The organism is Rhodococcus sp. P4_E4, assembly GCF_056401575.1.
Genome location: NZ_JBFUJB010000001.1, coordinates 146741 through 164586 on the forward strand (window position 1 = coordinate 146741; position 17846 = coordinate 164586).

A 17846-nucleotide genomic window follows, 5' to 3' on the forward strand; every position below is an offset into this window, starting at 1 on the left:
GATGGTTCGCTACAAAGGAGGATGAAAGTGAACGAAGCAGGAGCTGATCAATCCGCTCGGGACGTGTTTCGACTCGACAACGACACGCTCGCCTTCCGCTTCACCGCCACCCTCACCAATCGGAACGGCTTGAGGTTCGAACGACTCACGAGCCCGCAGCGACTCGAATTATGGTTACGCGCCAACGATCTGATGGACACCCCAGCAACCGCGACAGACGACGACCTCCGCGGCGCGCAGGATTTACGTGAGGCCATTCATCGCATCGGAACCGCCGTATGCGAGGACCGCCGCGCCTCACGCGCCGATGTCGGGATCGTCAACACCGCATCCGAACTCGGTGATGCCCACCTCGTCTTCGAGAGTGGCCGGGCCCTCTGGAAATCAGCCGGAGACAATCCGATCCGCGACGCTTTGTCGATAGTGGCTGCCGACGCGATCGCGGTGCTCGGTGGACCCGACCACGACCGCGTCAAAGCCTGCCAGGGCGACGGGTGCACCGGCCTCTACGTCGACACCAGCCGCGGCAACAACCGACGCTGGTGCTCGATGAACATCTGCGGAAACAAAGCCAAGAAATCCGCGATGACCGCTCGCGCCGACTAGCTCATCTCACCTTCACCGCGACTCCATTTCGCCGCCACTCGGTTCCACAGCTTCTCGATCGGCGTCGACAGCAGGAGAAGAAACAGCGGGAAGTACGACGTCACCGGAACGAGCACACTGACGAGCAGCGCCACCACCATGATCAGGAAAGTGACGATTTCAGCGGTGAAATGCGGCTTCGCATTCTCTTCGCTCAACGAAGGGTTGCGAACCAGACCCCACGCGACCACCGCCAGGCACGCAGCACTGGCTGCCATTGTCCCGATGTAGAGAGCCCTGGTTCCGAGATCCTGCGACGGCGCTGCAACGAGCGCAGTCGGGAACGGCAAGAACACGATGGTCATCACCCACAACCCCAGCCCGCGCACAACCACCTTGTCTCCGTCGACCACGAAACGAAGCAGCCGATGCTGCGACCACCAGAGACGGAAGATCACCAGAAAGCTCAGGGCGAACGAATAGAACTGCGCAGCGTGATCGCGCAGGAGTTCCGACGTGGTGCCGTGGTGGTCACTGGTGAGTTCGACCAGCGGCAGGACGAGCAGCGTGATCGCAATGGCGACAATCGCGTCGACGAAAGTGACGTAGCGCTCGAAGTAGCGGGTGCGTTCCGCAATCTCAGCCATTGCGGAAGCATAAGCCTCACAACAAGAAACAGACCGGCGACGCCACTTTGCGGGAGGCGGTATCCCGAAACATACAATTAACGAATCAAATTCGTTATACCCCTTGACCGAGGCAGGGCCCATCCCCATACTTAACGAATCACATTCATTAAGTGACTCGCATCACGCCATCAGGGGTCGGTTCCGCCACCCCCTTCAGGACATGGGGTTGCCCTAGTGCCAATCAACGCTTCTGCGATTACGCAGTCCGACCGGGTTCCACTCACCGCCAACCGCGGTATTGCCGTCTTCAGCATCGGTGTCATGGGATTCATCACCGCGAACCTCATCCCCCTGATGATCGTGGCAATGGTCGAGGACCTCGGTGTCACCGAATCCGCCGCCGGTGCCGTCCTGACCGCATCGCTGCTGGTCTGCGCGTTCACCTGCCTCGCCACCACTCGTATCGCATCGGGTCGGCATCGTCATCTCCTCGGCCGCGTCAGCCTGATGGCAATGGCAGCAGCATTCGGCGTTGCGGCCATCGCACCGTCCACGATGATCGCGTGTACCGCGATCATCGTCCCGGACCGGGCGTCAAGCATCAGCGGCCTCGTGAACCGTGTCGTCGTCACAGCCGTCCTCGCTCTCATACCCATCCTCGGCACACACATGACCAACGCATTCGGCATCGTCGCAGTCCTGGCACTGGCTACCGCAGCAACGGTCACCTGGTTGCCGTCATCCCCGGTGAAAGAGTCGCCGGAGACGGCGAAGTCCGCCAAGACGACCACCACTCTCCCCGCCGGGGTAAGCGCGAAACGACTCACTTTTGCCGGAACCGCATTTCTCGCGATGCTTGCAGTCTGGGCGATCAGCGAAGACTCACTGTGGGCAGTACTCGGCATCATGGGTTCCGAGCACGCCGGACTCTCGGATCAACAAATGAGTCTCGCGCTGAGCGCATCAACGGCGGGTGGCGTGCTCGCGGCTGTTACTTTGACCGCGTTGGGTTCTCGGGTCAGTCGGACAGTATCGATCTCCGTGCTACTGATACTCGGGGCAATCCTGAAGCTGTCTGCCAGCCTCACCACCGATCCCACGATCTACCTGGTACTGGTCATCGCCTGGAACACTGTCTACGCGGCCACGTTCATCGTCTTGGTTGCCATCTCGGCCGCGCTCGACGCCGCCGGCCGATGGTCGGCCCCACTACTGGGCACCTACCTCATCGGCTCCGCGTTCGCGCCGCTGTTCGGCACTTCGGTGACGGCCAGCCTCGGGTATCCGACCTTCGGAGTCATCATCTCCGGGATCAGCTTCGTTCTATTAGTCCCGTTCGCCTTGGTTTCCCGACTCTCCGCACGTACCGAGGGTGCGTATCGTCACCACAGCGCCGCCATCACTACTACCGTCATCGCGTAAGGATCACGTAGAAGTCATGAATGACAGCTTCACTCACTACCGCAACGGAAAGATCTTCACGGCTGCCGACGACGGATGGGCCGAATCGATAGTCGTCGAGAACCACAAGCTCAGATTCGTGGGCGAAACCGTCTATGCCGATATCCTGGCTCCCGACGCCGAGGTGATCGATCTCCAAGGCGCCGTCGTGCTACCCGGTTTCGTCGACGCCCATACACATTTGGTCATGATGGGATTCGCGCTGCAGAAGTTGGATCTGCGTGATGCCACCGATCTCGCCGACATTCAGTCCAGCATCAAGCAATTCGCGGAATCGAACCCGGACGCACCACGCCTGCTGGGTCGCAGTTGGTTGTTCTCCGCGCTGGATGGAGGGCACCCGACGCGAGAGATGATCGACGCCGTCGTGCCCGATCGCCCGGTGTACCTCGACGCCAACGACGTACATTCGGTCTGGGTGAACACTGCAGCACTGCGAGAACTCGGCATCGACGCGGACACGCCCGAGCCGATCGGCGGTCGTATCGGCCGGGATCCGGACACCGGAGAAGCCACCGGAATGCTGTACGAGACCGCCATGATGCTCTACGTCTGGCCGAAACTGGCGGAGCTCGCATCCGACGAGGACCGGGACGCCGCCCTCGCGCTCGCGTTCCGCCACTATCTCGAGGACGGCGTGACCGGCGCGGTCGACATGGCTCTCGGCGCGGACGAATTAGCTTCGCTGGAAAGAGCATTGGATGCAGGAGACGGCACATTGCCGCTGCGCGTCGCGGCTCACTGGCTGATGACCCGCGAGGACAACGAGGCTGACAACGTCCGACAAGTTCACGACGTGATCGAACTCCACGAGCGCGTCCAAGGTCCGTGGCTCCGTATCGCCGGAATCAAGATCATCATCGACGGTGTGATCGACAGCTGCACTGCCGCAATGAAAGATCCGTACTCTGACGGCACCAACGCCGAGCCCATCTGGGATCTCGAGTCCTTGATCCCCGTCGTGACAGCCGCTGACGCCGCAGGCCTGCAGATCGCGATGCACGCGATCGGCGACGAGGCGTCGGAGATCGGATTGACGGCACTCGAGTACGCGATCGCCGCCAACGGAGACATTCCCCGCAGGCACCGAATGGAACACTTGGAGTCCATCACCCGGGACAACGTCGAAAGGCTTGCCCGCCTGGGAATCATCGCCTCGATGCAACCGGTTCACGCTGACCCTGCTATCCAAGAGAACTGGCAGGCGATGCTCGGCGACTACCGGGTGAATCGCGCGTACCCCTGGCCCGAATTCACCGAGGCCGGAGCGGTTCTGGCGTTGGGTTCCGACGCTCCGACTGCTCCACACCCGCCGCTGCCGAACATGTTCATCGCCACCACCCGTCGATCCGCAATCGATCCGTCGCTGGCACCCAACCTGCCGGGGTACGCACTCCCCCTCGCGGACGCGCTGGCTCACGCAACCCGCGACGCCGCCTACTCGTGCCGGTGGGAAGATGTGACCGGCCAACTGGTTCGGGGAAAAGCAGCCGATTTTGTCGTACTGAAACAAGATCCGTTCACCGAAGGGGTCGATTCTCTCCTGACCACGGAAATCGCGATGACCGTGGTTGCCGGATCCGTGCGATACGACTCCGCTCGAGCTACAAACACCGAAGCCGTCAACACCGAAGCCCGATAGCTGATCGTTATCAGTTGTTCGATAACGCACGCATGCGGCCCGGCGACAGAACGAGGGAGGGACTTGAACACGTGAACCCACACTCTCTGGAGGACGCATGCGCAGGAAAGCTCCGATTTCGGCCGCCGTCGCTGTCTCGGCACTGGTGACGGCCACTGCCCTGATGGTCGCCGGTTGCGGGTCGACCGAAGGAACACCCGAGGCGGCGGCGAGTTCAACAGCGTCAAGCTCAACGGCGTCGGCGACCTCGACGGCAAACGAATCCGGGACGACGGTAACGAGTTCTCCCCCGCCGCAATCGGGCACCCCAGCAAGCGAATCCGTGCCGGCGACGACGCCTGCAGTCCCGGCTTCAGGTCCCTGTGTCGACGTCGACTCCCCGGTCGTCACCGACGCAATCGGTACCTTGGGAACCGACGTCAACGGCGGCAGCTGGATACCGAGATCCGCGAGCGAGGAGCAGATCGGTAATTGTCCTGACCTGCTCTGGGTTTCGGTCGACGGTGACGGCGTGGGCGATGCGACGTATCAGTCACACGTCCTGTTCTTCCACGACGGGACTTACCTGGGCACGGCTACCAGCAAGCCGTACTCGTACACACACGTCATCGACAGCAACAAGAATTCGGTGTCCGTCCAATACCGATGGTTGCTCGACGACGACGCATTCTGCTGCCCTCAAGGCGGACCGAATATCGTGAATTTCACGTGGAACGGCAGCGCTGTGGTCGCCGACGGCCAGTTCCCGCCCTCCTGAACCCGCTTCCGTACGATACCGCTCTGAATACAACTGTGCCCCAGCGACAACGGTCGCTGGGGCACAGTCTTCTTCGATCTACTCGCCGACGCTCCTACTCACCTACACCGAGTTCGCGCAGGCGAGTCTTGTACAGCTCGATGTTGCCGAGCTTGATGTCCTCGTAGCCGCGAACCACGTCCGGCAGCGCCGCGATCTCGACGGCGCGATCGTATCCGTCGGTTGCGAGCGTACGAGAGAGATCAGCGATCATGGCCTCGTACTCGGCGAGCAGTTCACGCTCGACCTTGCGGACGTGCATGTAGCCGAAGGGATCGAGCTTGGTACCGCGCAGCTTCTTGCCCTTGGCCAGAACCTTCAGTGCAACATGCGACTTGGGCCCGAGGCCGATCTTCTTCTTGCGGCCCATCACTCGGAGGATCGGGGGGTGGAGCTTGTAGGTCAGGTTCTCCCCGGCCGGCACCTGCGACTTGACGTCTTCGATGAAGGCAGGATCGACCAGCATGCGAGCAACTTCGTACTCGTCCTTGTACGCGGTGAACTTGAACAGGCCGCGGGCGACCGCTTCACTGAAATCGGTCCGCTCGGTTGCGGCACGTTCAGCAGTCCAGACTGCCTGAACCTGATCGATGTAGCGCTGGGCGATCTTGACGGACTGGAACTCGATGAGCTGTGCCGCACGCAGTTCGACCAGTCGCAGGGTTTCACCGGTGAAGGTGGTTCCGGCGAACATGTGAGCCGGTGCGACAACGGGTTCGCGGACGGACTTGGCCGGCGTGGTGACGGCCGAGAACGCTGCAGTGTCGGCAATTGCTGCACGGCCCCAACGGAATGCCGCGATGTTCGCGTCCACGGCAACGCCGTTGATGCCGATCGCTTCTTCGATGGCCTCGGCCGGCAGACGAAGTCCACCGCTCTGGTAGGCAGCACCGATCAGCAGGAAGTTGGCGGCTGCGGTGTTACCGAACAACTCCTGTGCCGCGGCGAGTGCGTCGAACGAGCGCAGGGTGCGCGACACCTTGTCGAGACGGGCGAGGAGTGACGTCTCCTCGGGGTAGCGAACAGCCTTGTCGTAGACCATGTCTCCGGTCGGCGTCTGCGACGTCGATGCGATGGAGACCGTCTTCTCGGCGTTGCCGTAGTCGAGGTTCTTGTTGTCCGTCGCGGTCAGCAGGTCGAAGGCGACGATGCAATCCGCGCTGCCCGGGGTGAGGCGGTTGGACGGCTCGAGCGCGCTGGAGCTGAAACGCAGGTGCGAGACAACCGGTCCGGCCTTCTGGCTCAGGCCGATCTGGTCAAGGCTCTCCACCTCGAGGCCGGCGCGCAGTGCCGCCGTTGCGAGCACCTGGTTGACGGTCACGATACCGGTGCCGCCGATGCCCGCGAGGAACACGTTCTGCGTGCTGGTGAGCGGTCCGAAATCGGGATCTGCGACGACGGGCGGGACGGGACGTGCGACCTTGGGAGCCTTCTTGCCCGGCACCAGTTCGACGGTCACGAATGAGGGGCAATCGCCGTCCATGCAGGTGTAGTCCGTGTTGCAGGACGTCTGGTCGATCTTCGTCTTGCGACCGTACTCGGTGTCCACAGGCTGGACCGAGAGGCAGTTCGACTTCACACCGCAGTCACCGCAGCCCTCGCACACTGCCTCGTTGATGACGACGCGAGTGTTGCGAGTGGGCAGCGTGCCACGCTTGCGCTGGCGACGAGCGTCGGCCGCACAGTGCTGGTCGTAGATCAGTACGGTGACGCCCTTGATCTCGCGAAGCTCCTTCTGAGCCTCGTCGAGGCGATCGCGGTGCCAGAGCTTGGTGCCCTTGGCCAGGGCGCGCTTGTTGTGGCGCGAAGGCTCGTCGGCGCAGATGATGATCTGCTTGACGCCCTCGGTGGTCAGCTTGTGGCTGAGTTGAGCAACGGAGAGGGCACCTTCTGCGTCCTGTGCACCGGTCATCGCCACTACTTCGTTGTAGAGCAACTTGTAGGTGATGTTCACGCCTGCGGCGATGCATGCCTGGACAGCCAACTGACCGGAGTGGAAGAAGGTGCCGTCGCCGATGTTCTGGAACAGGTGAGGCACGTCGGTGAACGGTGCCTGCCCGATCCACTGGCTGCCCTCGCCGCCCATCTGCGTCAGGCCGGTGACAGCGCTGTCCTCACGGCCGGACATGGTGACGAGTGTGTGGCAACCGATTCCGCCGCCGCCGATTGAACCCTCGGGGATAGCGGTGGAACGGTTGTGGGGGCACCCACTGCAGAAGTACGCGGTTCGCTTGGCGGAGAGCACGTTCAGTGACAGCGGTGCCGGGAGGGTGCGCTTGAGCTCGACGTGCGGCTTCAGTACGCGCCGCAACGGGGCGAGCAGCCGGCCTGCGGTCAGTTCACCACTGGCAGGCATGAGCAGACGGCCCTGGCCGTCACGCTTGCCGATGATGCGAGGAGCATCGTCGGTGCCGTACAGGACTTCCCGGATCTGAGCTTCGATGAACGCGGTCTTGTCCTCGACCACGACGATCTGCTCGAGACCTTCGGCGAACTCCTTGATCTTCTCGCCCACGACGGGGTAGCACATTCCGATGCGAAGGAGACGGATCCCGGCGCGGTGCAGCGCCGCATCATCGACGCCGAGGTCTGCCAGAGCTTGGCGGACGGAGTCGAAAGTTGTACCGGTGGCGGCGATACCGATCTTCGCACCGGAGGGGTTGACCTCGATCACATCGAGATTGTTGGCAGTTCCGTACGCGTGAACAAGATCCCATCGCGGGCCGTACAGATCGGCCTCGGCGACGACACTGTCCGGCGGCGCAGCCATCTGACGCTGCTTGTAGACGAAGGGCTTGCCCTCGAACTGCACTTCCGGAACCACGATGTCGAAGTCCGCGATGCTGCCGTCGATCGTCCAGGCACCGTCGGCGACGTCGGCGACGATCTTCAGCGCTACGACGCAACCGGACACCCGCGAGAGTGCAACGGCGTGCATACCCATCGTGATGATCTCTTCGGCATTGCGCGGAAAGAGAACCGGCACACCCATCGCGGCAAGCGAGCGCTCGCTGACGGCCGGAACCGTGGAGGACTTCGACGCCGGGTCGTCGCCCACCAGCAGGACGACGCCGCCCTTGGGGTTCACGCCGTACATGTTGGCGTGGCGAATGGTGTCGGTAGCGCGGTCGACGCCGGGGCCCTTGCCGTACCAGACGCCGGTCACGCCGTCGTGGGTCGCGGTTCCGGCCGGGAGATCCGTCTGGCTTCCCCATACCGCGGTGGCAGCGAGCTCCTCGTTGAAGCCGGGGATGAAGGTGATGTCGTGTTCCGCGAGAACCTTGGGCATGCCGTGGAGCATCTTGTCGACGCCGCCGAGGGGGCTGCCCTGGTAACCGGAGACAAAAGTGGCAATACGCTTACCCGCCCGGATGTCGCGAACGTGCTGCTCGACGAAACCGCGTGCGATTGCCTGAACACCGGTCAGCAACACCGGTCCCGATCCCGACCGGTACCGATCATCGAGGTCATAGGGCTTGGCCTGGGCTACGCCCGACACCAGTTCAGTCATCGTGGACCACCGTTCCGTCTGCAGTGCATTTCAACTACCGTGCATTTTCAACAACCGCGTAACTCGATCTGTTCAGATGATCGTGGTCGAGGTATGTGAAAGCGTCAACAGAGGCTTGCTCAACTATTCAAATTGGCAATTTGTGAGCCAAATCACGTGACCTAGGTCATCGAATCAATCAGTTGGAGACCCGTTCGTGGCGATACGGCGAAACGGACATAAAACGTTCCCGACAATGCACACCGAGAACTTTCTTGACATTGACGCAACGTCAACTTGCATGCTGAATGAGCACAACCGATCCGAGAGTAGGAACTCCACGTGAGCGAATGGTCCATCCAAGAACTCGCCAAATCCGCCGGTACCACCAGCAGAACGCTGCGCCATTACGGCGATCTCGGACTCCTGGAACCAAGCCGCATCGGCGCCAACGGCTACCGCTTCTACGACGAAGACGCCCTGGTGCGACTGCAACGCATCCTGCTGCTTCGGGAACTCGGACTCGGATTGCCGGCCATCGCCGAAGTCCTCACCGGTGAACGCGACACGGCCGCCGCGCTGCGTACGCACCTCGAACTCCTCGAGCAAGAGCGCACGCGGATCTCGAGACAGATCGAATCGGTCAACAGGACGTTGAACAAGACGAAGAAAGGTGAATCACTCATGCCGGAAGATGTTTTCGACGGGTTCGACCACACCCGATACAAGGACGAGGTCATCGAGCGTTGGGGCAAGGACGCCTATACCAGCGGCGACAACTGGTGGCGGTCGATGTCCGAGCAGGACCGGAAAGCACATCTGCAAGCTCAAGCCGACATCGCAGCGGCATTCGGAAAAGCACTGACAGCGGGCCTACCCGCGGAAAGCGACGACGTCCAGACGATTACCCAGAGACAGTTCGAGTGGATAAAAATCGGTTGGCAGGGAAGGACTCCCAGCGCCGACGCCTTCACCGGACTCGGCCAGATGTACGTCGACGATCCCCGCTTCACTGCAAACTACGACAAGTACGGAGAAGGCACCGCTTCGCTGGTCCGTGACGCGATGAAGATCTACTCCGAGCGCAATTTGCACTGACGTCGATCAGTCCTGCCCACTGCCGAGGAGGTTATGTCGGTGCGCTGCCGCGACGGCCTCTTCGCGGGAATGCGCACCGAGTTTGCGATACAGGGCTCGCAGGTGACTCTTCAATGTGTTGTTGGATACGAACAACTTTCGCGCTATCTCGCCGATCGGAATGCCGAGACCCAGTTCCACGAGAACGTCCATCTCCCGCTTCGTCAATTGGACTTGAACGATAACCGCCGGATACATCTGCGGCACTTCGGATTCGAGAAAGCTTGCGACGGCACTGCTCGGGCCCTCGGCCCGCTCTTCCAGTTGCCTGATCAGATCACGCGGTATGGTCGCCAGCGCCGACAGGACACCTGAGGTTTCGAGCAGTCCGCGAGCCTCCTCCCACGGACTGGCGGCAGCGGGGATTCTCCCCAGTTCGCACAGCGCAGCGCATTCGATCAGCAGGGACTCGAGCCGAAACCTCGTGAGATACTGCTCGCTCCAGTCAATTTCGCGACACAATTCCAATGCCTGTGACGGAGCCCCCGTCAGGAGATGCGCACGAGCGACAGAAACCGTGACAACAGCAAACGTATGTGACGCAGCGACTGATTCCTCCAGCGCCTTGGTACCCTCCCCGGACGCCAACAGAAGATCGATACGCGCCGCGGCGAGAAGTGCGTCACCGAGTGATCGTTCACACGGATTCACGTGCCCGTGCGTTGCCACTGCGCGCTGGAGCGAAATCAGCCCCGAGAACGGATCCGATTGCAGCAGTGCGAATCTGGTGTACGTGTAGGCCGCGAACGCCCACAGGTCGCCCGGCGGTGTGATCTCGGCGAGCGCGTCCATCGCGGCAGCGCCGGCATTCAGGTCCACGCGATCGCACGCCACCAGCGCCCGCGCGATCGCTCCCCCCATATGCGAGGGCGGTCCCAACCATCCCGAAACGTCCGGGTGTGTGCTTTCGAGGTGAAGCCAGTCTGTCGCGTGCGCGACGTCCCCGATCAGCGCGGAGTTGAGCGCGGCATTGCCAGCGGCGTGCCGCAGGACGAACTCCGGACCGTGTTCCATCGCACCCTGATAGGCGAGTCGCAATTCCACCGCGGCATCACCGAGGTCACCGGTCAGTTGATGCGAAACACCCCAGATCAGGCGCAGGGCGGGCAGTTGAGACCCCAACGCGCCCAACGACTCGTCACCGAGTCCGTACACGACGTGAGCCAACTTGCGCGTGATCTCGGTAGAGCGTTGGTACTTACCGGATGTTCTCAGCACAACCGATTGGACCGTCCCGACGTTCAACAAGCTGTGCGCATGCGAACTACCACCTATCGCACGCAATTCCGCCGGTTCCGTCGGCAACGAATCGCCGTTGACCAACTGCGGCCGTAGGCGTGATTCGAGCAGGTCACGGCCCACCAGAATCGAAGAGTTCGAACTGAGTACGTCGCCGGGTATGGATTGCAACGCAGTCCGGACCAATCCGGTGTGATCGACCAGAAGATCGGCCCAGTGACGCTCGAGTATGTCGAGCACCCTGGTCCAATGGCGTCCGTCCAAGGCGTAGTGAACGGCACCGGCTATATCCGAAGTCCCGAGAGCGTGATCGACGAGAATCTGGAAGGGATCGTCGAATCCATCCCCTTGTTCGGTCCGTATCTGCATGAATGCCAGTCGAACTGACGGCGCAAAGTACCAGGATGCTTCTCCCTCGGGACCGTCCCGAAAGATCAGACCGAAAGACTCGAGCAAGTCCAGTTTGCCCTCCACGTCAAGATCGTCGGACAAGACACGAGCGATCTCTGGTGTGACGGTGCGGGCGGCGGCGATCGTAGTCGCGAAGTCGAACAACTCGAGCGACTTGCCCGATCGAGGAGCGGTCCGACTGACGTACGCGTGGATCGCCTGGTCCACTCGCTGCTGAACGCGTTCGCGCCCACGACTCGGTTCACTCAGCCCCGCAACCGCACTCAGAGCAACCTTCATCAGCACAGGAACGCCGGCAACACGCTCGCAGATCGAATGGACGATGCCCGAGGGAAGGTGGATCCCTGCCTCCGCGAACAGAACTGTGGACTCGTCGAGCGTGTACCTGAGGTCGTTCGCGCACAGGTACTCGTCCACGCGGACGTCCTCGAGTAAGTCCGTCGCAGACCGATCCTGCAGCGTGACGATTACTTTCAATCCGGGAAGCCGCACGATCAGATCCACGATTCGGCGTCCCACCTCGTCACCCTCAACCAGGTCGATGCGGTTGAACACCAACACGAATGGAGTGGGCGACGAGTCGAGTAGTGATTCGATTGCCCCCACCGGATCCTCGCGCATTCGTGGCGGGGCCTCGAGCGATTCCAGAGAATCTTGAATCACTGCGAGCGCAGTGTTCCAGTACTCGAGGGGGGTCATCCGATTCGATGGCGCCGGCACCCAGACAACTGGTCTGATGGGCATGTGCCCGAGAGTCGTGAGCCACAACGCGGCGAGGTCCGTCTTCCCGAACCCACGCGGCGAATCGATGACCGTCAATCCCGCCGAGCGTTCCATCAACCCGAGCAGACGAGGACGAATCGCCGTGGCTCCACGCCCGGCGAGCCGTCTTTGCAGCGTGCCCCGTCCTCGAGGATTTCGCTTTGCTCGAGATAGCTGCGACCGATTCGAAGTGGATGTCATGATGGCCGACAAACGAGCAGTCGATCCCCGCCGAACTCGAGATTTCGTTCGAGCATCGAACTCCCAACCTGTCCACCCATAACGAACAACATAGACAGAATCACCGCGACACGCGAGCACTGGCCGTCTCACAAATACGCCCGATTTGTCTCATTATGTGGGCTCGGTCACTATTGACGTTTATTTGCGGGAGAGTGACTGCGACCTGCGGGATCTGACATATCATGCCCGCGTGCCGATGAATTCCGCCCGCATTCGCGTGTCGACTCGATCGGTGGACCCTGCGGACGCCAACGACTTCTGGCGTGTCGTCACGCGTCCGTTCTTCGTCACCGAGCCGATAGGCGCCGACACGCCCCTCCAAGGCTCGATCTCCGCCCTGCCTATCGGGACCTCGCTGATCGGTGAAACGACCTTCAACGCGCAGAAGTACAACCGCAGCAAAGTTGTGATCGCCGAGAGCGGACTCGACGATCAGTACATGATCCAGGTCGTCCTCGGTGGACAGGTCAGTGGTGACGCCGACGGAGTGGATTTTGTCGCCCGCCCTGGGGACATCGCGTTCTTCGACCTCGGGCGAACCTGGACCGCTGACGTCGAAACCGAGGCGACCGGACGCACCATCACACTCCTGGCGCCGCGCTCCCTCGTCGAAGCGGAGTCGAAGGGTCGTTCTCTACACGGGACGGTACTGCGCGGAGTTCCTGCCGTCGTGCTCGCTCAGTGCATGCAATCGGTCGTACTCGCGCTACCGCATCTCGATCCCGATGCTGCGGCCGGCTACGAGGACGTCGTCGCTTCCCTCCTGCGTGTCAGTTTGGGTATCGCCGAACCTGATCTGTCGCCGCGGCCCGATCACTCTCTCCGCGATCGTGCGTACGCCTACATCGCCGAGCATCTCTCGGAGACCTGGCTCGGCCCGACGAGCATGTGCGCAGCATTGTCGGTCTCCCGAGCACAGCTCTACCGCGCATTCGCATCCGACGGCGGAATTGCTCTTGTCATACGGCGCAAGCGCCTCGAACTCGTCTACCGCGAGTTGACAAGAGCCGAGATGTCGAACGAAACGACCGACGCGTTGGCCCTGCGCTGTGGCTTCACCTCGAAATCCCAATTGGCGCGCGCGTTCAAAAACTTCTACGGGATGACACCGAGCCAAGCCCGTACCGACGGCAGGCGCACGATCGGGGACCCGTCGATCGCACGGCTGCACAGTCGACTCGAGTTCTTCAGCCCCTGAATCCGAAATACTCCACAGCCTCGGGATCGCGCCTGTGTTCTAGTTGATCCATGAGCTGGGTCGACAAGGATTTCCGACATCCTTGATCGTACTGGCGGTCATCGCCGCAGTTGCGTACGTGTTCTCCTACCTGCTCGCCCCCGCCCAGGCCTCCCAGACCCCGTAAGAACCTCTGCTTCATCACGATTCGGCCTCCGAACCGCGGTGGAGATCAATAACTCCTTGCCAGGCAGCGAGCTCAGATCACTTCAGCTGGAAATGAACCGGAGAACAAACTGCTCGATGCCTTCCGAAATGACTTTGGTCAGCGCAGTGAAGTCGTTCGACCAACGTTGAATATCCAAGCTGCTCATTACTTTCCTCCGGTCTACGACCCGGTGCCTCTGACCGCACAACGTATGCGAGGCATCGGTCGTGCATTGGAACTATCTGCGAAAATGCGGTTTCCGTTACCGCTGGACCGACCGAACAGCGACGCAAGTTCACTCGAACCTGATATTGCAAATTCGTCGAACGGTTGCAACAACGCCGAGCAGAGTTCGAGCGAAAAGCACTATCCACCAAAAGTATTAGCTTGAAAGAACTACGATTCACTCGATCCCTGGACACACGACACTCGACGCGCCGACTTGCGATAGGGGCGAGTTGGCAGGCAACAACCGGGACAAAGCCATCCGACGATCATGCACGAAATACGGCCACGCCACTCCAGGAATTATTCGAAGTCTCCCAAGGGATCGGCTCTGCTCACTCACTTCGCTGATTTCGCCTGGCGACGATGGCGAAGTTCAAAGGGATCCGCGGAGAGTGGCTCGGCAGAGTCCATCCGTTGGCGCATGGAACGAGTTCGGGGAAGGCCGGCCAGTCCATGTAGGGAAGTTCCGAAACTGATTCGATATGAAGACCCACATCCAGCAAGGAACCAATGACCTCGCCTAAGTCGTGGCGCCATTCGTGGTTGGCGGTGTGCGCTATCTGTCCGTCGGAGTTCCCGGTATAGGTCGCCGAGTCTTCGTACGATCGCATGCCGCCTCCGGAGAGGTAGTCGTCGGTGATCATCCACGGCTCGAATGCCATTGCGCCGAGGATCGGATGATCGTCCCGGATCTGAAACACCCCACCCGGCTCGAGGAGGTCGTGGATCGACTGGGCCCAGTGGGCGAGTTCCGGCAACCAGACGATTGTCCCGGCGCTAGTGACGATCGTGTCGAAACGTCGGTCGATCAGCGTCGAGGCGAATCGCGCATCACCTTCCACCCAGGTGATCTCGCGGTCGTCGGCCTTCGCGATACGCGCTGCGTGGCGCAGAGAGTTGGGCGAAAGATCGAGCCCGTGCACCTCCACCGCACCAAGGCGCGCCCAGGAAATGGTGTCGATACCAATGTGACACTGCAAGTGCAGGAGCGAGCGATCCCGCACTCCCGACGCCGGCAGATGCGTAGACAGACTCGACAGATCGTTCTGCACGACTCTGGAAATGGCCGCTCTGTCGGCGAGAAACCCTCCGACGTCATACATTTCGGAGCGCACATGCACCTCGGCGCGATCGTCCCAATTCGACCGGTTGCCGGCGATGGCTTCTGCCTCGTGCTTCGCTTGGCCCTCGTGCACCATTGACCCTCCGCCATCGACTTGAAGTGTCTTTTTAACACGTCTGTGGTCGTGTTCGCGTTCCAGTTTTCGAAGGGCTGTGGTTTTCGAATCAGACGGTCACTTCTTCGGCAGGTTTCCCCTCGTGGCTCGCCGCGCCGAAGACGGCCACGGCGACGGCGCCCGCGATCGCTCCGACGAATCCGACGATGGCAAGCCATTCCAGGCCCGGTCGCGACGCATCGCCGAGCACCACGACGCCGACGATTCCCGGAACGACCGTCTCGCCGACAACCAGTGCCGCTGTCGCTCCGTTGACGGATCCCAGTTGCAACGCCACCGTGTGCAGATAGAAACCGCCCAGGCCCGAGACGAGGATTGCCCAGCCGGCCGGATCGCGGAGCATCGTGCCGATTTCGAACGGATCGATTCCGTAGACCACGCGTACGGCAATGGCCAGACAGCCGAACAGCACACCCGAGATCAACCCGGCGACAACTGCTGCGCGTGAGCCCAACCATCGGATCAAACCGATACCGATCGACAAGATCAACGCCGAGCCCACCAGGACACCCCAGTGGACGACCTCGTTGGAACTCCCGCCGCCCGCGTGCCCCGAAGACAAACCGAGCAGCAGGAGCGATCCGATCACCGCGGCGATCGCGAACCAGTCGCGACGATGCAACTGGATGCCCAGGACCACGGTCCCCAGCACTGCCGTGATGACGAGATTGGCACTGACCACTGTCTGCGACAAGAACAGTGGAATGAGCCGCGCGGAGATGGCACTACCGGCGAATCCGACCGCATCGAGCACGGTGCCCAGGATGAACGACGCCGTCAGCGCGGCGGCGAACGTCGAACGCAAGGTCGGGCCACCCGTCGCCGTCACGTGTCCGGCCTCGCCTCGCTGCTCGGCGGCCGCTGCCGACTTGCGCGCGCCGTACGCCTGCAACACCGACGCAACGCCGTATCCGACGCACGCCACGATCGCGGCAAGCAGTCCGATCAGCATCGAAATTCCACACGAAGTTCATGGGCAATGGTCATAGAGGTAGACCCTGCCCTATTTTCCCAGGCCTGACATCACCCTCAGGTATTCGAACAAGTGCTACCCGAGAAGTACACCGACCGCCCCTGACCGGTACCTGGGGACACCCCGACCCCTAGTGGAATTGCTTGAGAGCCCTGATCTTGTTCATGACGTCGAGCGCCGCCACCTTGTACGCCTCGGACAGTGTCGGATAGTTGAAGACGGCGTCGACAAGGTATTCGACGGTCCCGCCGCACCCCATCACCGCTTGGCCGATATGCACGAGATCCGTTGCACCCGAGCCGAAGATATGAACGCCGAGCAGTTTCAGGTCATCCGTCGACACCAGGATCTTGAGCATCCCGTAGGTGTCGCCTGCGATCTGCCCGCGCGCGAGTTCACGGTATCGGGAAACCCCGACCTCGTACGGCACCGATTCCTTGGTCAGATCGACCTCGGTGGCGCCTACGTACGACACCTCGGGAATCGAGTAGATGCCGATCGGCTGCAGATCCATCAGCTTCGCGCCTGGTTCGTCGAAGGCGTGGTAGGCCGCGAGTCGACCTTGATCCATCGACGTCGCCGCCAACGCCGGGAAGCCGATGACGTCACCGACGGCGTAGATGTGTTCGACCTTGGTGCGAAAATTGTCGTCGACGTAGATACGGCCACGTTCGTCGGCTTCGAGCCCGGCGTTCTCCAGCGCGAGTGGCGCCGTGAGGCCTTGCCGTCCCGCCGAGTACATCACGGTCTCGGCGGGAATCTGCTTGCCGCTGCGCAGCGTCGTAAGCGTTCCGTTCGCTCCGACGTCGACGGCCGTCACTTCTTCACCGAATCGGAAAGTGACCGCCAGATCGCGTAAATGGAACCGAAGCGATTCGATGACCTCGGGGTCACAGAAGTCCAGCATCGACGTTCTCTTCTCGACGACGGTGACCTTGGTGCCGAGTGCCGCGAACATCGACGCGTACTCGATACCGATCACTCCCGCGCCCACCACGACCATGGTGGTCGGGATGGAGGTCAGATCGAGGATTCCGTCGGAGTCGAGCACCCGGTGACTGTCGAAGGACACCCCCGCCGGGCGGGCAGGCAACGTTCCGGTCGCGATCACAACGAATTTTGCCGTGATCGTCATCTTGTCTCCGCGCGAGGCGTCCTCGACGAGGATGGTGTGCTCGTCGACGAACGAGCCGACCCCTACCAACAATTCGACGCGGTTACGCAGGAGCTGAGATCGCACGACTTCGATTTCTTTGGTGATGACATGCTGGGTTCGCGCCAGCAGGTCGGCCGGAGTGATGTTCTCCTTGACGCGGTAACTTGCGCCGTACAGTTCGCGTTGGTTCATCCCGGTGAGGTAGAGAACCGCCTCGCGCAACGTCTTCGACGGAATGGTGCCGGTGTTGACGCACACTCCCCCGAGCATGTTGCCCTTCTCGACCATCGCTACCCGTTTACCCAGCTTGGCCGCCGCGATGGCAGCCTTCTGACCACCCGGGCCGGAGCCGATTACAACCAGGTCGTATTCCATCGGATCAGTCATCGCTTACAAATACCGTCTGCATACGACCGGCAGATGCCGAGCATGTCAATACTCGGTGAACAATCCGCGCGCCGAACGGGCACG

12 protein-coding genes are annotated in these 17846 nt (G+C 61.5%); 6 read left to right on the top strand and 6 right to left on the bottom strand.

What is annotated here, in order from left to right; all coding sequences use genetic code 11:
• The first annotated feature begins 21 nt into the window (after window positions 1-21).
• Window positions 22-606 (top strand): CGNR zinc finger domain-containing protein, encoded by a 585-nt coding sequence (locus AC1DVN_RS00705; protein ID WP_477993140.1) that lies wholly within the window; start codon window positions 22-24, stop codon window positions 604-606.
• Here the strand turns inward: AC1DVN_RS00705 and AC1DVN_RS00710 are convergent.
• Window positions 603-1232, bottom strand: a complete 630-nt coding sequence (locus AC1DVN_RS00710; RefSeq protein WP_019745022.1) for a TMEM175 family protein — start codon at window positions 1230-1232, stop codon at window positions 603-605. The genes AC1DVN_RS00705 and AC1DVN_RS00710 overlap by 4 nt on opposite strands.
• Before the next feature lie 216 nt (window positions 1233-1448).
• Here AC1DVN_RS00710 and AC1DVN_RS00715 point away from each other — a divergent pair, with 216 nt between their 5' ends.
• The 3 genes from AC1DVN_RS00715 (at window position 1449) to AC1DVN_RS00725 (ending at window position 5074) form a co-directional block, all read left to right on the top strand.
• Window positions 1449-2636 (top strand): MFS transporter, encoded by a 1188-nt coding sequence (locus AC1DVN_RS00715; protein ID WP_477993142.1) that lies wholly within the window; start codon window positions 1449-1451, stop codon window positions 2634-2636.
• A gap of 16 nt (window positions 2637-2652) precedes the next feature.
• Window positions 2653-4317 (top strand): amidohydrolase, encoded by a 1665-nt coding sequence (locus tag AC1DVN_RS00720; protein WP_477993144.1) that lies wholly within the window; start codon window positions 2653-2655, stop codon window positions 4315-4317.
• A 97-nt stretch (window positions 4318-4414) separates the two neighbouring features.
• Entirely contained in the window at window positions 4415-5074 is a 660-nt protein-coding gene (locus AC1DVN_RS00725; RefSeq protein ID WP_021345351.1) for an LppP/LprE family lipoprotein, read from the top strand.
• Between the two features lie 94 nt (window positions 5075-5168).
• On the opposite strand, the gene AC1DVN_RS00730 is transcribed toward AC1DVN_RS00725, so the two are convergent.
• Entirely contained in the window at window positions 5169-8624 is a 3456-nt protein-coding gene (locus AC1DVN_RS00730) for an indolepyruvate ferredoxin oxidoreductase family protein (protein ID WP_477993146.1), read from the bottom strand.
• 321 nt (window positions 8625-8945) lie between these two features.
• Between AC1DVN_RS00730 and AC1DVN_RS00735 the strand changes: the two genes are divergently transcribed.
• A complete protein-coding gene (locus AC1DVN_RS00735) occupies window positions 8946-9701 on the top strand; it encodes a MerR family transcriptional regulator (protein ID WP_019745027.1) in 756 nt (251 codons plus the stop codon).
• A 6-nt stretch (window positions 9702-9707) separates the two neighbouring features.
• Here AC1DVN_RS00735 and AC1DVN_RS00740 read toward each other — a convergent pair whose 3' ends face one another.
• Entirely contained in the window at window positions 9708-12227 is a 2520-nt protein-coding gene (locus AC1DVN_RS00740; protein ID WP_477993148.1) for a helix-turn-helix transcriptional regulator, read from the bottom strand.
• 364 nt (window positions 12228-12591) lie between these two features.
• On the opposite strand from AC1DVN_RS00740, the gene AC1DVN_RS00745 reads away from it, so the two are divergent.
• A complete protein-coding gene (locus AC1DVN_RS00745; RefSeq protein ID WP_477993381.1) occupies window positions 12592-13593 on the top strand; it encodes a helix-turn-helix domain-containing protein in 1002 nt (333 codons plus the stop codon).
• 747 nt (window positions 13594-14340) lie between these two features.
• On the opposite strand, the gene AC1DVN_RS00750 is transcribed toward AC1DVN_RS00745, so the two are convergent.
• The 3 genes from AC1DVN_RS00750 to sthA all read right to left on the bottom strand — a co-directional run bounded on the left by AC1DVN_RS00750 (window position 14341) and on the right by sthA (window position 17762).
• Window positions 14341-15207 carry a class I SAM-dependent methyltransferase gene (locus tag AC1DVN_RS00750; RefSeq protein ID WP_308371115.1) on the bottom strand — a complete coding sequence of 289 codons (867 nt, stop codon included), beginning with the start codon at window positions 15205-15207 and terminating at the stop codon, window positions 14341-14343.
• An 88-nt stretch (window positions 15208-15295) separates the two neighbouring features.
• Complete coding sequence (locus tag AC1DVN_RS00755; RefSeq protein ID WP_438472361.1) at window positions 15296-16198, bottom strand: hypothetical protein; 903 nt, start codon at window positions 16196-16198, stop codon at window positions 15296-15298.
• Window positions 16199-16349: 151 nt separating this feature from the next.
• Window positions 16350-17762 carry a Si-specific NAD(P)(+) transhydrogenase gene (sthA, locus tag AC1DVN_RS00760; RefSeq protein WP_007733953.1) on the bottom strand — a complete coding sequence of 471 codons (1413 nt, stop codon included), beginning with the start codon at window positions 17760-17762 and terminating at the stop codon, window positions 16350-16352.
• Window positions 17763-17846 lie beyond the last annotated feature (84 nt).

What these genes read in the sequence shown, in the direction of transcription:
- AC1DVN_RS00705 (WP_477993140.1), top strand. Translation starts at nt 22, where the DNA reads ATGAAAGTGAACGAAGCAGGAGCTGATCAATCCGCTCGGGACGTGTTT.
- AC1DVN_RS00710 (WP_019745022.1), bottom strand. Translation starts at nt 1,232, where the DNA reads ATGGCTGAGATTGCGGAACGCACCCGCTACTTCGAGCGCTACGTCACT.
- AC1DVN_RS00720 (WP_477993144.1), top strand. Translation starts at nt 2,653, where the DNA reads ATGAATGACAGCTTCACTCACTACCGCAACGGAAAGATCTTCACGGCT.
- AC1DVN_RS00725 (WP_021345351.1), top strand. Translation starts at nt 4,415, where the DNA reads ATGCGCAGGAAAGCTCCGATTTCGGCCGCCGTCGCTGTCTCGGCACTG.
- AC1DVN_RS00730 (WP_477993146.1), bottom strand. Translation starts at nt 8,624, where the DNA reads ATGACTGAACTGGTGTCGGGCGTAGCCCAGGCCAAGCCCTATGACCTC.
- AC1DVN_RS00740 (WP_477993148.1), bottom strand. Translation starts at nt 12,227, where the DNA reads ATGGAACGCTCGGCGGGATTGACGGTCATCGATTCGCCGCGTGGGTTC.
- AC1DVN_RS00745 (WP_477993381.1), top strand. Translation starts at nt 12,592, where the DNA reads ATGAATTCCGCCCGCATTCGCGTGTCGACTCGATCGGTGGACCCTGCG.
- AC1DVN_RS00750 (WP_308371115.1), bottom strand. Translation starts at nt 15,207, where the DNA reads ATGGTGCACGAGGGCCAAGCGAAGCACGAGGCAGAAGCCATCGCCGGC.
- AC1DVN_RS00755 (WP_438472361.1), bottom strand. Translation starts at nt 16,198, where the DNA reads ATGCTGATCGGACTGCTTGCCGCGATCGTGGCGTGCGTCGGATACGGC.
- sthA (WP_007733953.1), bottom strand. Translation starts at nt 17,762, where the DNA reads ATGACTGATCCGATGGAATACGACCTGGTTGTAATCGGCTCCGGCCCG.